Genomic DNA, 14,383 nt, shown 5'->3' with positions numbered 1-14,383 from the left:
CAAGGTCACCGCCCCCGCCGGTTCGCCGACGGGCGCGGAGGACACGGCGGTCGTCGTGGTGGCCGCGTCGAAGCCCGAGGAGGCGGCCGTACCGGCCGAGGCGACCGGGTCCGGCCAGGAGGCCCCCGGGTCCGGCCAGGAGCCGCAGGCGACCCAGGAAACGCCGGAGGCGGACGCCGCCCCGGCCAAGAAGACGGCCCGCAAGACCGTCAAGAAGGCCGTCGCCAAGAAGGCGGCGGTGAAGAAGACCGCCGCCAAGAAGACGGTCGCGAAGAAGACGACGGCCAAGAAGACGACGAAGTCGGCGGCGAAGAAGACGTCGGCGGCCGAGCAGACGGCACCGTCCGTCACGGCGTCGACCGACAGCTGAGCCGTCCGGCCACGCCGTACGCCGGGCCCGTCCCGGTGTACGGCGGTTGAACGGCCCGTGCCCCGCCCCGGACTCCCCGGGGCGGGCACGGGCCGTTCAACCGCCGGGCTGGTTTGACCCCCCCGGCGGCCTGCCCGTACTCTTGGCCGTCGGCGTGTTTATGTACGCGCCAATCCCTGAGCACCCACCTTCCGGCGCCGCTCCACCTCGCCGGAGGAGGCCGCTCGTCCTTTCGGATCGTCACGGCCCCGGGCCGTGCGAGCGGCTGGCGTCAGGGGTTTCCGTTCCGAGCGAGAGTGAGTTCCGCGTGTACGCCATCGTGCGCAGCGGTGGCCGCCAGCACAAGGTTGCTGTCGGCGACATCGTTGAGGTTGACAAGATTCCCACCGCCAAGGTTGGCGACACGGTCGAGCTCTCGACCCTGCTCGTGGTCGACGGCGACGCCGTCACCAGCGACCCGTGGGTCCTGGACGGCATCAAGGTCCAGGCCGAGATCGTGGATCACCACAAGGGTGTCAAGATCGACATCCTTCGCTACAAGAACAAGACCGGCTACCGCCGTCGCCAGGGTCACCGCCAGCAGTACACGGCGATCAAGGTCACCGGTATCCCCGCGGCTGCGAAGTAAGGGACTGAGGAGACATGGCACACAAGAAGGGCGCATCGTCCACTCGGAACGGGCGCGATTCGAATGCTCAGCGGCTCGGCGTGAAGCGCTTCGGCGGTCAGGTCGTCAACGCCGGTGAGATCCTGGTCCGCCAGCGCGGCACCCACTTCCACCCCGGTTCCGGCGTCGGCCGTGGCGGCGACGACACGCTGTTCGCGCTGAGCGCCGGCGCGGTGGAGTTCGGCACCAGCCGTGGCCGCAAGGTCGTGAACATCGTTCCGGTCGCCTGAGGACCCCATCGGTCGTCAGGCACCTGTAGAACGGGTTTCTTCGCGAGGGCGGACCTCACTTCCCGGAGTATCGGGAAGCGGGTCCGCCCTTCGCGTGTTGTTGTTGAGACATTTCCGTATGTACTGGAGGCAATCCCCATGACCACCTTCGTGGACCGCGTCGAGCTGCATGTCGCCGCGGGTAGCGGAGGCCACGGCTGCGCCTCCGTACACCGTGAGAAGTTCAAGCCGCTCGGCGGCCCCGACGGCGGCAACGGCGGTCACGGCGGCGACGTCATCCTGGTCGTCGACCAGGACGTGACGACGCTGCTCGACTACCACCACACGCCGCACCGCAAGGCCACCAACGGCCAGCCCGGCGCCGGGGCCAACCGCTCCGGCAAGGACGGCCAGGACCTGGTCCTGCCCGTCCCGGACGGCACGGTCGTCCTCGACAAGGCCGGCAACGTCCTCGCCGACCTCGTCGGCCAGGGCACGACGTACGTGGCGGCCGAAGGCGGCCGGGGCGGCCTGGGCAACGCGTCGCTCGCGTCCGCCCGCCGCAAGGCCCCCGGCTTCGCGCTGCTCGGCGTGCCCGGTGGCGGCGGTGACATCGTCCTGGAGCTCAAGACGGTCGCCGACGTCGCGCTCGTCGGCTACCCGAGCGCCGGCAAGTCGTCGCTGATCTCCGTGCTCTCGGCCGCCAAGCCGAAGATCGCGGACTACCCGTTCACCACGCTCATCCCCAACCTCGGGGTGGTCACCGCCGGTTCGGTCGTCTACACGATCGCCGACGTGCCCGGACTGATCCCCGGCGCCAGCCAGGGCCGCGGCCTCGGGCTTGAGTTCCTGCGCCACGTCGAGCGCTGCTCGGTGCTGCTGCACGTCCTGGACACCGCCACCCTGGAGTCCGACCGCGACCCCGTCACCGACCTCGACGTGATCGAGGCGGAGCTGGCGCTGTACGGGGGCCTGGAGGACCGGCCGCGCATGGTCGTCCTCAACAAGGTCGACATCCCGGACGGCAAGGACCTCGCCGACATGATCCGCCCCGAGCTGGAGAAGCGCGGCTACCACGTCTTCGAGGCGTCCGCGGTCGACCGCACCGGCCTCAAGGAGCTGTCCTTCGGACTCGCCGAGGCCGTCGCCAAGGCCCGCGCCGACAAGCCGCAGGAGGAGGCGACCCGGATCGTCATCCGTCCGAAGGCCGTCGACGACGCGGGCTTCACCGTCACCCTGGAAGAGGACGGGATCTACCGCGTACGGGGCGAGAAGCCCGAACGCTGGGTGCGCCAGACCGACTTCAGCAACGACGAGGCCGTCGGCTACCTCGCGGACCGGCTCAGCCGGCTCGGCGTCGAGGACCAGCTGATGAAGGCCGGCGCCCGGTCGGGCGACGGCGTGGCGATCGGCGCCGAGGACAACGCGGTCGTCTTCGACTGGGAGCCCACGATGATGGCGGGCGCCGAGATGCTGGGCCGCCGGGGCGAGGACCACCGCCTGGAGGCACCCCGTCCCGCGTCGCAGCGCCGCAGGGACCGGGACGCCGAGCGCGACGACGTCCAGAAGGAGTACGACGAGTTCGACCCCTTCTAGACGTGTTCGACCCCTTCCGGACGTACGGGACAGGCTCTGGCCGTACGGGACGGGCGGGTCGTCCGCGCCATCTTGTGACAGGTGTCTCCTCGACCGCCGGAGGGGTGGGTCCCCGCCCCTCCGGCGGTCGAGTCATGACCGGGGCCGCTGTAGCCTGTCCAGGTGAATCAGGGGTTGCGTGGGGGTGGCTGACAGCCGTGCTCCGCCTTGCGGGACGATTGCCGTGGGTGGGACGATCGATTCATCCTCTGAGTCCGCAAGGTAGGTCAGTTACGTGTCTGCAACTTCCGCGTCCAACGCGAGGCCCCGCACCACCGCCGTCGTCCTGGCGGGCGGTACAGGTCAGCGCGTGGGCCTGTCGATCCCCAAGCAGCTGCTGAAGATCGCGGGCAAGGCGGTCATCGAGCACACGCTGTCGATCTTCCAGCAGGCCGACGCGATCGACGACGTGATCGTGCTCATGGCGCCGGGCTTCGTCCCCGACGTGGAGAAGATCGTCATCAAGTCCGGGCTGACCAAGGTCACCCGGGTGATCGAGGGCGGCGCGACGCGGAACGAGACCACCGAGCGGGCCATCGCCGCGCTGGGCGAGGGCCTGGCGGAGGGCGAGGACGCCAACGTCCTGTTCCACGACGCGGTACGGCCCCTGCTCTCGCAGCGGGTGATCCAGGACTGCGTGGACGCGCTCGACCGCTACCAGGCCGTCGACGTCGCGATCCCCTCCGCGGACACCATCATCGTGACCCGAACGCACGGCGGCGACGGCGAGTTCATCACCGAGGTCCCCGACCGCTCCCGGCTGCGCCGCGGCCAGACCCCGCAGGCCTTCAAGCTCTCCACGATTCGCAAGGCGTACGCCGTCGCCGGCGGCGACCCCAACTTCCAGGCCACGGACGACTGCTCGGTGGTGCTCAAGTACCTGCCTGACGTGCCGATCTACGTCGTCGCGGGCGACGAGTACAACATGAAGGTCACCCAGCCCGTCGACGTCTTCATCGCCGACAAGCTCTTCCAGCTGGCCTCCACCGCCGCCCCCGCCCAGGCCGACGAGGCCGCCTACCGCGAGCTGCTCTCCGGCCGCACGCTGGTCGTCTTCGGCGGTTCGTACGGCATCGGCGCGGACATCGCCGCCCTGGCGGAGCGGTACGGCGCGTCGGTGTACGCGCTCGGCCGCTCCACCACCGGTACGCACGTGGAGAACCCGGAACACGTCGACGACGCCCTGTCGAAGGCGTACTCGGCGACCGGCCGCATCGACTACGTGATCAACACCGCGGGCGTGCTGCGCATCGGCAAGCTGGCCGAGACGGACAACACGACGATCCAGGAAGCGCTGAACGTCAACTACCTGGCGCCGGTGCAGATCGCGCGGGCCTCGTACAAGTACCTGGCCGAGACCAAGGGCCAGTTGCTCCTCTACACGTCCTCCAGCTACACGCGGGGCCGCGCGGAGTACAGCCTCTACTCGTCCACCAAGGCCGCCATGGTGAACCTGACCCAGGCGCTGTCGGACGAGTGGGCCGCCGACGGGATCCGGGTGAACTGCGTGAACCCCGAGCGCACCGCGACCCCCATGCGGACCAAGGCGTTCGGCCAGGAGCCCGCCGGGTCCCTGCTCTCCTCCGAGGCGGTCGCCAGGACGTCCCTCGACGTCCTGCTCTCCGAGCTGACCGGCCACGTCATCGACGTACGGCAGCAGGACCCGACGCGCACCGCGTCCGAGGCCTCCGGCTTTGAGCAGGCGCTGGCCGCCGTCCTGGACCGTCAGGAAGATGTGTAATAATTCGTGACAATCCATGATATGGGCCTTCGCGGTTGCGGAATTGCGCACCGCGGGGGCCCGAGTTCGTGAAGCTTCGTCTTCACACTTTCGTCGCAAGGTCATCAGCCGGCACGGTCTGGAGCAGGTTCTTCGTGATTTCGACAGCCATTCGCCTCGCCCGGGTAGGCAGCGGATCAGAGCTGGCAGCGGCACTTCTCCTGGTGCTCAGTTTCCCGTGCATCATGGTCGCCGCGATAATTCCTGACATCTGGCTGTTCGCAGTCGCGGTGGCTGTCAGTTATGTCGCGGACGCGCATCTGCACCACCGCGGCAGTTATCTGGTGAACCGCCTCGCCAAAGTGCGCGCCGGTCTGTCCATCCGCTTCCTGATCCGGCAGCTGCTCCTCGTGCTGCTCGTCGCCCGCTCCGGGCTCGGTCAGGACCGCATCTTCTACGTGACCGTCGTGACGGTCCTCGTCTTCTACGGCCTCCAGGCACCGCACGGCGCGGTGGTGACCCTGCTCCGGCTGCGCCGCAGGCTCCCCGTGGTCACCCGGAACATCGACCTCGGCTCCATCCGGATCCCGGACGCCCCGCCGCGCTGGCTGCTCCACCGGTCCGCCGAGAAGATGCTCCACCTGGACCTCTTCGCCATGGCGGGCGTGATCACCGCCCTGGCCACGGACGAGAACCTGTACGGGTACGCGAGCCTCGCGCTCACGCTGGTCCTCGGTGTCGGGTACGTGCTGGCCCTGCTGCCGTATCTGCGGCCCAGCCGGCTCGTCCCCTCCGCCGAGAAGGTCCTGGAGGCCGTGGACGTCTGGCTGGCCGCCTACCGGCCGACGACGATCCTCTACTTCTCCGGCTCCAAGGAGTCCGCGTACCAGGTCAACATGTGGCTGGAGACGCTGGACCAGATGGAGGACCGGCCGATGATCCTGCTGCGCGAGCGGGTCATCGCCCAGCAGCTCCTGCCGACGGCCGTGCCGGTGCTGTGCGTGCCCGGCGGGGTGCACCTGATGAACCTGGACCTGTCGACCGTCCGGGTCGCCCTGTACGCGGCGAACGTGGGCAAGAACATCCACATGCTGCGGGTGCCGACCATGAAGCACGTCTTCATCGGCCACGGCGACAGCGACAAGCTCGCCAGCGTCAACCCGTTCAGCAAGGCGTACGACGAGGTGTGGACGGCGGGCCGCGCGGGCCGCGACCGGTACGCGCTCGCCGACGTCGGCGTCCGCGACGAGGACATCGTGGAGGTGGGGCGCCCGCAGCTGGCCCCCATCGAGTCGGGGACCGGCGTACCGCGCCACCCCGTGCCCACCGTGCTGTACGCGCCCACCTGGGAGGGCTGGGACGACAACCCGGGCAACACCTCCCTCCTGCTGGCGGGCGAGAACATCGTGAACCGGCTGCTCGCCGCCGAGCAGCCCGTACGGCTCCTGTACAAGCCGCACCCGTTCACCGGCACCCGCAGCCCGAAGGCGAAGGCGGTCCACGAGCGCATCGTGGCGCTGGTGCAGAAGGCCGCGGCGGAGCGCGCCACCGACACCCGCTGGGTGAGCGCCGCCCAGCGTGAGGAGCAGGCCGCCGCGCGGGCCGAGCTGAGCCGCGTCGAGGCCCGTCTCACCCTGCTGACGGCCGGCGCGGACGCGAGCCGCGACGAGGCCGAGGAGTCGCGTGACGCCAAGGCCGACCCGGCACGGCAGGCGGAGCTGACCCGCCTCAGGGCCGAGTGGAACACCGCCTACTGGCGTTCCTTCGGCTGGTGGGAGCACCGGGTCATCAGCGGTGCCGAGCCGCGGCTCTACGACTGCTTCAACGAGTCGGACGCCATGGTCTCCGACATCTCCAGCGTGGTCTCGGACTTCATCGCGAGCGGCAAGCCGTACGCGGTGACCGACTCCGCGGAGCTGGGCGCCGAGGAGTTCAAGCGGCAGAACACCGCCGTACGGGCCGCGGTGATCCTGTCCAACAGCGCCGAGGAGCTGGACGAGTTGCTCCGTACGGTGACGGACCCGGCCGGGGACACCCGGGCCGCCGCGCGCCACGAACTGAAGCGGTATCTGCTGGGCCCCGACGAGCCCACGTCGATCGAGCAGTTCAACGCGGCCACCCGCACGCTGGCCGGCAAGTCCCTGGCGCGCAACGTCGGCGTCGAGCAGCGCCTCGCCGAGCCCGACAGCGTGGCGGACGCGGCGGCGCCGGACGACTCGGCGCCGGTGGAGGCCAGGGCGGAGGAAGGGCTGGAGACGGCGGCGGACGCCTTCGTCGAGCCGGAGAACAACGACCTGGATCCGTCCCTGCGCGGCTGATCCCGGCCCGCTGATCTCGCCGGGGATGTACTCCGGGGACGCACTCCGAAGATGTACGAAGACCCGCAGAACGCCCTTCGGTGTTCTGCGGGTTTTCGCGTCGTGCCGTACGACGGAAATGAGCCGTGATGGACGTCACATTCCAGGTGATGAGAGCAAGGCAACCGATGCTCGGCGACGATTGTCTTAAAACTCGATGAACAACATTGCTGTTCCTGATGTGAGCGTCATCGTCGGTGCGTATGAGGCGATGCCCTATCTCGTCCGCTGTCTGGAATCGGTGGAGAAGCAGACGCTGGGCGCCGGAAGAATCGAGATCGTCGCCGTCGACGACGGTTCGACCGACGGCACGGGGGAGTACCTGGAGAAATTCGCCGCCGGGTCCGCCGTCCCGACCAGAGTGGTGCGCCAGGCCAATTCCGGCGGCCCCAGCGGTCCCCGCAATGTGGGGCTGTCCCTGGCGCGCGGCCGTTACGTGTTCTTCCTCGACGCCGACGACTACTTCGGCGAGGAGGCCCTGGAGCGGATGGTCGCCATGGCCGACCGCGCCGGTACGGACGTGGTGCTCGGCAAGGTCGAGGGCGTCAACCGCACCGCCCCCCGTTCCATGTGGCGGAAGACGGTCGAGCGGGTCGACGTGTTCAACTCCCGGGCCATCTTCGCGCTCAGCGCGCAGAAGCTCTTCCGGCGCGACCTGCTCACCCGGCTGGACCTCCGCTTCGACGAGGAACTGAAGACGGGCGAGGACGCCCTCTTCACGCTGGAGGCGTACCTGCGGGGCTCCGGTGTCTCCATCGTGGCCGACTACACGTGCTATTACCTGGTCGGCCGCGACGACGGGAAACACGTCACCAAGTCGGGCGGATACGTCCTGCGGTTCGATTCCGCGCGGGCCCTGATGAAGCTGATCGCCGACCTCGTACCTCCGGGTGCCAAGCGCGACAAGCTGATGACCAGACCTTTCACGGTCACCCTGCTCCAGCAGTTCACCCCCCATCTCCTCAAGGAGTCCGACGACGTCCGGCGCCACAAGATGGAGCTGGCCGCCCCCCTGATGGCCGAATACTGGACGCCGGGTCTGGCGGCCCGTCTGAAGGTGAACGAGCGGCTGCGCCTGGAGTGCGTGGCCAGGGGGCGGCTCGACCTCCTCCTCGACGTCCTCACCTTCATCCGGGCCGGCACCGCCCCCGAGGTGGTCCGCAAGGGCCGCACGGGCACGACGTATCTGGCCTACCCCCACTTCGGGGCCCGCAGGGCGGGGATCCCCGACGTGACGTACGAGATCACGGTCAACGACTGGGCGGGCAAGCGGCGGGTGGAACCGGCCAGGACCGTCCGCAGGCCCGCGTCGCTCGCGCGGCGGGCGGCGCGCGGACTGCGCAGGAGAATGCGCGAGCTGACGTCGAAGGGATGACCGGACGGCGGGTCCGCGGGACCCGCCGGGAGCGCGTCCGGAAGTGGCCGTGTACTGCCGTGAGGGGAAACGCTGGGTAAAATCGGGCTGATCCGTATCAGCCCGCGCAGTAACAATCTTCAGTGAGGTCGGGAAACGTGAAGGCTCTCGTGCTGTCCGGCGGGGCGGGTACCCGTCTGCGCCCCATCACGCACACCTCCGCCAAACAGCTGGTACCGGTGGCGAACAAGCCCGTGCTCTTCTACGGCCTGGAAGCGATCGCGGAAGCGGGCATCACGGAGGTCGGAGTGATCGTCGGCGACACCGCCGACGAGATCCGTGAAGCGGTCGGCGACGGCTCGCAATTCGGAATGCGGATCACCTATCTCCAGCAGGAGGCCCCGCTCGGCCTGGCGCACGCGGTGCTGATCGCCCGCGAATTCCTGGGCGACGACGACTTCGTGATGTACCTGGGTGACAACTTCATCGTCGGCGGCATCTCCGGTCTGGTGGACGGATTCCGCGCCGACCGGCCCGACGCGCAGATCCTGCTCACCCAGGTGCCCAACCCGACCTCGTTCGGCGTGGCCGAACTCGACGTCGGCGGCCGGGTGGTGGCCCTGGAGGAGAAGCCCAAGCAGCCCAAGAGCGACCTCGCGCTGGTCGGCGTCTACCTCTTCACCCCGGCCGTGCACGAGGCCGTACGGTCCATCGAGCCCTCCTGGCGCGGCGAGCTGGAGATCACCCACGCCATCCAGTGGCTCATCGACCAGAAGAAGGACGTCCGTTCCACGACCATCTCCGGGTACTGGAAGGACACCGGCAACGTCACCGACATGCTGGAGGTCAACCGCTCGGTGCTGGAGCGGATCGAGCCGTTCTGCGAAGGCACCGTCGACGCGGACAGCGAGATCATCGGCCGGGTCAGGATCGAGAAGGGCGCGAAGGTGACCGGCAGCCGGATCGTCGGCCCCGCGATCATCGGCGCGGACACGGTGGTCAGCGACGCCTACATCGGTCCCTTCACCTCGGTCTCGGAGGAGTGCACGATCGAGGACAGCGAGATCGAGTACTCCATCATCCTGCGGGGCGCCTCCATCACCGGTGTACGCCGGGTGGAGGCGTCGCTGATCGGCCGCAACGTCGAGGTCACCCCCGCCCCCCGTCACCCGTCCGCCCACCGCCTCGTCCTCGGCGACCACAGCAAGGTGCAGATCTCGTCATGACCACTTCCGCCACTTCCGGCCGTCCCACCAGGATCCTGGTGACCGGCGGGGCGGGCTTCATCGGCTCGCACTACGTCCGTACGGTGCTCGGTCCGCAGGGCCCCGGTGACGTCGCCCTCACCGTGCTCGACAAGCTCACCTACGCGGGCAACCCGGCCAACCTCGACGAGGTCCGCGACCACGCCGGGTTCTCCTTCGTGGAAGGAGACATCTGCGACGCCCAGCTGGTCGCCAAGCTGATGGCCGAGCACGACCAGGTGGTGCACTTCGCCGCCGAGTCGCACGTCGACCGGTCCATCGACGGCGGCGCCGAGTTCGTCCGTACGAACGTCGTCGGCACGCACACCCTGATCGACGCCGCGCACCGCGCCGGGGTGAAGACCTTCGTGCACATCTCCACGGACGAGGTCTACGGCTCCATCGACGAGGGCTCCTGGCCCGAGACCGACCCGCTGGCACCCAACTCGCCGTACTCCGCCGCGAAGGCGTCCAGCGACCTGATCGCGCTCTCGTACCACCGCACCCACGGCCTCGACGTGCGGGTGACCCGCTGCTCCAACAACTACGGGCACCACCACTTCCCCGAGAAGGTCATCCCGCTGTTCATCACGAACCTGCTGGACGGCAAGAAGGTCCCGCTCTACGGCGACGGCGGGAACGTACGCGACTGGCTGCACATCGACGACCACGTCCAGGGCATCGAACTGGTCCGCACGAAGGGCCGGGCGGGCGAGGTCTACAACATCGGCGGCGGTACGGAACTGTCCAACAAGGAACTGACCGGGCTGCTCCTGGAGGCGTGCGGGGCGGACTGGGACACCAGCGTCGAGTACGTCACCGACCGCAAGGGCCACGACCGGCGGTACTCCGTCGACTGCGCCAAGATCCGTACCGAGCTGGGGTACGAGCCGCGCAAGGACTTCGTCACGGGCCTCGCCGAGACGGTGCGGTGGTACCGCGACAACCGCGCGTGGTGGGAGCCCCTCAAGGAGCGTGCGGCGCTGTGAGCGGCTGGCTGGTCACCGGAGCGGGCGGCATGCTGGGCCAGGACCTCCTGGCCCGGCTCACGGCGGACGGAGAGGCCGTCACGGGGCTCGGCAGGGCCGCCCTGGACATCACCGACCCCGCGTCCGTACGGGCCGTCCTCGATGAGCACCGACCCGCCGTGGTGGTGAACTGCGCGGCCTGGACGGCGGTGGACGACGCCGAGGCCGGCGAGGAGGCGGCCCTCGCGGTCAACGGCACGGGGCCCCGGGTCCTCGCGGAGGCCTGCCGGGACTCCGGCGCCCTCCTGCTCCACGTCTCCACGGACTACGTCCTCGCGGGCGACGCGGGGGAGCCGTACCCGGAGGACAGCCCGCTGGCGCCGATCAACGCCTACGGCCGTACGAAGGCCGCCGGCGAGCGCGCCGTGCTGGAGACGCTCCCGGAGACCGGGTTCGTGATCCGTACCGCCTGGCTCTACGGCGCCGGCGGCGGCAATTTCATCAGAACAATGATCAAGCTGGAGGGTGTCAAGGACACCCTCGATGTGGTGAATGACCAGAGGGGCCAGCCGACCTGGTCGGCGGACCTCGCGGAGCGCCTCGCGGGCCTCGGCCGGCACGCCCTGCGGGGCGAGGCGCCGGCCGGCGTCTACCACGGGACGAACGGGGGCGAAACGACCTGGTTCGGCCTCACGCGGGAGATCTTCCGGCTGCTGGGCGCCGATCCCGCCCGGGTACGGCCCACGACCAGCGACGCCTTCGTCCGGCCCGCGCCCCGGCCCGCGTACAGCGTGCTGGGCCACAACCGGTGGAAGGAGGCCGGGTTCGGACCGATGAGGGAGTGGCGTGAAGCTCTCGTGGAGGCCTTCCCCGCCCTGCTGGAGAGCGAGCGCGGAGGCGCCGCCACCGGACGGTAGCCATTTACGTTTTGTCGGCGGAGGGACTACCTTCACTCGGAATTAACGTCTCCAATGTTTGCTTCTGAGTGAAGGGCCCTCAGTGGATCGCCACGGCTTCCTGCGTCAACTGCACCGCGTCTACAAGCCCCGTACCTACCTGGAGATCGGGGTCAACGACGGTCGCAGCCTGGCTCTCTCCCGCGTTCCCTCCGTAGCGGTCGACCCCGCCTTCAAGGTGGTCAAGGCGATCAGCTGCGACGTCCACCTGGTGCGTGCGACCAGCGACGACTTCTTCGCGCGCAAGGATCCCCTGCTGCACCTGCGGCCGCAGCGCAACCCGTTCCGCGCGCTGGCCCGCAAGGACCCCCTCGCGCTGTTCGGCGGCGACCCCAAGCTCGACCTGTCGTTCATCGACGGCATGCACCTCTTCGAGTTCGCCCTGCGCGACTTCATGAACGTCGAGCGCCACGCGCGCTGGTCCAGCGTGATCGTGCTCGACGACATGCTGCCCCGCAACATCGACGAGGCCGCCCGCGACCGCCACACCGACGCGTGGACCGGGGACGTCTACAAGGTCGCCACCGTGCTCCGCCGCTTCCGCCCCGACCTGCTCGTGGTCGAGGTCGACACGCAGCCGACCGGTGTGGTGCTGATCTTCGGCGCCGACCCGACGAGCACGGTCCTCAAGGACGCGTACGACAAGATCATCGAGGAGTACGTCGTACCGGACCCCCAGGCCGTCCCGGAAGAGGTGATCGTCCGCAAGAACGCGATCGCCCCCGAGACCGTCCTCACCGCCGACTTCTGGCGTCAGCTCACCCGCGCCCGTGACCTGCGCCGCGGGCGCTCCGCGTTCGGTCCGCTGCGCAAGCAGATCGAGGCCGTCGGACGCTGAACCGCCGGCCGCCCGGTCCGGAATGATTTACGGACCGGGCGGCCGAAGCTGTGGACGGCGATCCCGCTGCCTTACGGCCAGACGATATTGTGGGTTTTCCGATGTCCCGCGACCAAGACGCCGGGGCGCTTTCACCAGTGGGGCTTATCGCATGTCCGTCAAGGTCAGCGTGGTTATTCCGGTGTACAACCCCGGTCAGTACATCGAGGACTGCATTGCCTCATTGCTGCGCCAGAGCCTGCCTGACGACACGTACGAAGCCATCTTCGTCAACGACGGGTCGACGGACGGAACGCCCGAACGGCTCGACCGGCTCGCCGCCGAGCACGCCCACATGCACGTGATCCACCAGGAGCCGTCCGGCTGGTCCGGCAAGCCCCGCAACGTCGGGATCGCCGCGGCCCGGGGCGAGTTCGTGATGTTCGTCGACAATGACGACTGGCTCGGCGACGAAGCCCTTGAGCGGATGTACGAATACGGCGTCGAGAACAACGCCGATGTGATCGTCGGAAAGATGGCCGGCAAGGGCAGGCCGGTCCCGCTGGAACTGTTCCGCGTGAATAGGCCGCACGCGAACGTCGGGAATGCCCCGCTGATCGACAGCCTCACTCCGCACAAGATGTTCCGCAAGGAATTCCTCGACCGGAACGACATCCGATTCAAGGAAGGCCGGCGCCGCCTCGAGGACCACGTCTTTGTCGCCGAGACCTACCTGCTCGCCTCGAACGTCGCGGTGCTGAGCGACTACCTCTGCTACTACCACGTCAAGCGTGAGGACGCCTCGAACGCCGGCTTCCAGCGCTTCGACCCGGTCGGCTACTTCAAGAACCTCCGCGAGGCGCTGGACGTCGTCGAGCGCAACACCGAGCCGGGCGCGCTGCGCGACAAGCTCTACCGCCGCTGGCTGCGCAACGAGATGGTGGAGAGGCTGCGCGGACGCCGCCTCCTGGCCCTGCCCGAGGACTACCGCCGCGAGCTGTACGACGAGATCCGCGGGGTGGTCGTCGAGCGCATGGGCCCCGGGGTCGCCGCCGGGCTCCAGCCCACCCAGCAGGTCGTCGCCGCGCTGGTGACCGCCGACCGGTTCGCCGACCTGGAGGAGCTGGCCCGGTGGGAGGCCGGGATCAAGCCCACCGGACGCCTGGAGACGCTCGCCTGGGAGACCGGCGCGCTGAGGATCGGCTTCACCGCCGAGTACGAGGTGGCCGGCTCCCCGCTCACGTTCCTCACCGAGGACGGCGAGGCCCGCCTCGACCTGCCCTTCGGCGAGGACACCGCCGCCGCGGTCCGGGAGGCGGGGGCCAGCACCCGCGCCCCGGTGGACCAGGCGAAGGTCGACCTCGTCGTACGGGAACGCTCCACGGCCGCCGAGTTCTACCAGCCCGTCGAGTTCACCCGCGAGCGGGTGCCCGCCGACGGCGCCGACGGGGCCTTCCGGCTCGTCCTCCGGGCCGAGTCCGCCGTGGACCCCGGGACCGCCGCCAACCGCGCCCCCCTCGGCCCCGGCATCTGGGACATCCACTTCCGCATCAGTGCCTGCGGGTGGACCAAGGAGGCCCGGCTCGGGGCCGTTCGCGCGGACACCGTGGACGCGGCCCGCCAGGGCACCCTCAGCGGCACGCCCCGGCGGCTGGTGCTGCCGTACTGGACGGAGCCGTACGGCAACCTGTCGCTGGACGTCGACCACGCCACCAGCCGCTTCGACCGCGATGTCGCGGGGATCGCCCCCGCCCACGTGACGTACGACGACGGCAGCCTCTCCGTACCGCTGCGGCTGCACGCCGCCGACCCGGAGGACGTGGCGCTGCGCCTGACGGACGCGACGAGCGGCGCGAAGGCCGAGAGCCCCGCCACGCTCGTGCCCAAGGGCGACGGGGCGCTCCTCTCGTCGGAGCTGCCCGTGGAGACGCTCACCGGCCGGGCCTGGCACGTCGAGCTGGGGCTGCCGTCCGCGAAGCGCGGCGGGCCCCGCTGGACGGTCCTGCCCGTCGGCCTGCGGTTCGCCGACGACGGTGCGGCGAGGGTCGTCGCGGCCACCGCGCTGCCGAAGCGGAAGAAGCCCGCC

General features: G+C 69.5%; 11 protein-coding genes and 1 pseudogene. All 12 read left to right on the top strand.

The window, feature by feature from the left end; all coding sequences use genetic code 11:
• Positions 1–370: pseudogene (locus GT042_RS05875) on the top strand (ribonuclease E/G); the annotation flags it as partial.
• A 307-nt stretch (positions 371–677) separates the two neighbouring features.
• Positions 678–998, top strand: coding sequence for a 50S ribosomal protein L21 (gene rplU, locus GT042_RS05870; protein ID WP_161307631.1), 321 nt, complete (start codon positions 678–680; stop codon positions 996–998).
• A 14-nt stretch (positions 999–1,012) separates the two neighbouring features.
• Complete coding sequence (gene rpmA / locus GT042_RS05865; protein WP_161307630.1) at positions 1,013–1,267, top strand: 50S ribosomal protein L27; 255 nt, start codon at positions 1,013–1,015, stop codon at positions 1,265–1,267.
• A gap of 138 nt (positions 1,268–1,405) precedes the next feature.
• Positions 1,406–2,842: a GTPase ObgE gene (gene obgE / locus GT042_RS05860; protein WP_161307629.1), complete on the top strand. Its 1,437-nt coding sequence runs from the start codon at positions 1,406–1,408 to the stop codon at positions 2,840–2,842.
• 274 nt (positions 2,843–3,116) lie between these two features.
• Positions 3,117–4,622: a bifunctional cytidylyltransferase/SDR family oxidoreductase gene (locus GT042_RS05855; RefSeq protein ID WP_161307628.1), complete on the top strand. Its 1,506-nt coding sequence runs from the start codon at positions 3,117–3,119 to the stop codon at positions 4,620–4,622.
• A 134-nt stretch (positions 4,623–4,756) separates the two neighbouring features.
• Positions 4,757–6,919 carry a hypothetical protein gene (locus GT042_RS05850; RefSeq protein WP_345943693.1) on the top strand — a complete coding sequence of 721 codons (2,163 nt, stop codon included), beginning with the start codon at positions 4,757–4,759 and terminating at the stop codon, positions 6,917–6,919.
• 196 nt (positions 6,920–7,115) lie between these two features.
• The gene (locus tag GT042_RS05845) at positions 7,116–8,333 is read left to right on the top strand and encodes a glycosyltransferase family 2 protein (RefSeq protein ID WP_161307627.1); all 1,218 of its coding nucleotides are present in this window, start codon (positions 7,116–7,118) and stop codon (positions 8,331–8,333) included.
• Between the two features lie 137 nt (positions 8,334–8,470).
• Positions 8,471–9,538, top strand: coding sequence for a glucose-1-phosphate thymidylyltransferase (locus tag GT042_RS05840; protein WP_161307626.1), 1,068 nt, complete (start codon positions 8,471–8,473; stop codon positions 9,536–9,538).
• Positions 9,535–10,545 carry a dTDP-glucose 4,6-dehydratase gene (rfbB, locus tag GT042_RS05835; RefSeq protein ID WP_161307625.1) on the top strand — a complete coding sequence of 337 codons (1,011 nt, stop codon included), beginning with the start codon at positions 9,535–9,537 and terminating at the stop codon, positions 10,543–10,545. Before GT042_RS05840 ends, rfbB begins: the two co-directional genes overlap by 4 nt.
• The gene (rfbD, locus tag GT042_RS05830; protein ID WP_161307624.1) at positions 10,542–11,441 is read left to right on the top strand and encodes a dTDP-4-dehydrorhamnose reductase; all 900 of its coding nucleotides are present in this window, start codon (positions 10,542–10,544) and stop codon (positions 11,439–11,441) included. The genes rfbB and rfbD overlap by 4 nt, the downstream gene beginning before the upstream one ends.
• 82 nt (positions 11,442–11,523) lie before the next feature.
• Entirely contained in the window at positions 11,524–12,318 is a 795-nt protein-coding gene (locus tag GT042_RS05825) for a class I SAM-dependent methyltransferase (RefSeq protein WP_161307623.1), read from the top strand.
• Positions 12,319–12,469: 151 nt separating this feature from the next.
• Positions 12,470–14,383, top strand: a 1,914-nt coding sequence (locus GT042_RS05820; RefSeq protein ID WP_161307622.1) for a glycosyltransferase, incomplete at its 3' end; no start/stop codon positions are given.

This window comes from Streptomyces sp. SID3212, assembly GCF_009865405.1.
In the GTDB taxonomy this organism is placed as follows: Bacteria; Actinomycetota; Actinomycetes; order Streptomycetales; family Streptomycetaceae; genus Streptomyces.
The sequence above is the reverse complement of the archived record's forward strand: the minus strand, read 5'-3'. Positions and strand labels throughout refer to the sequence as shown.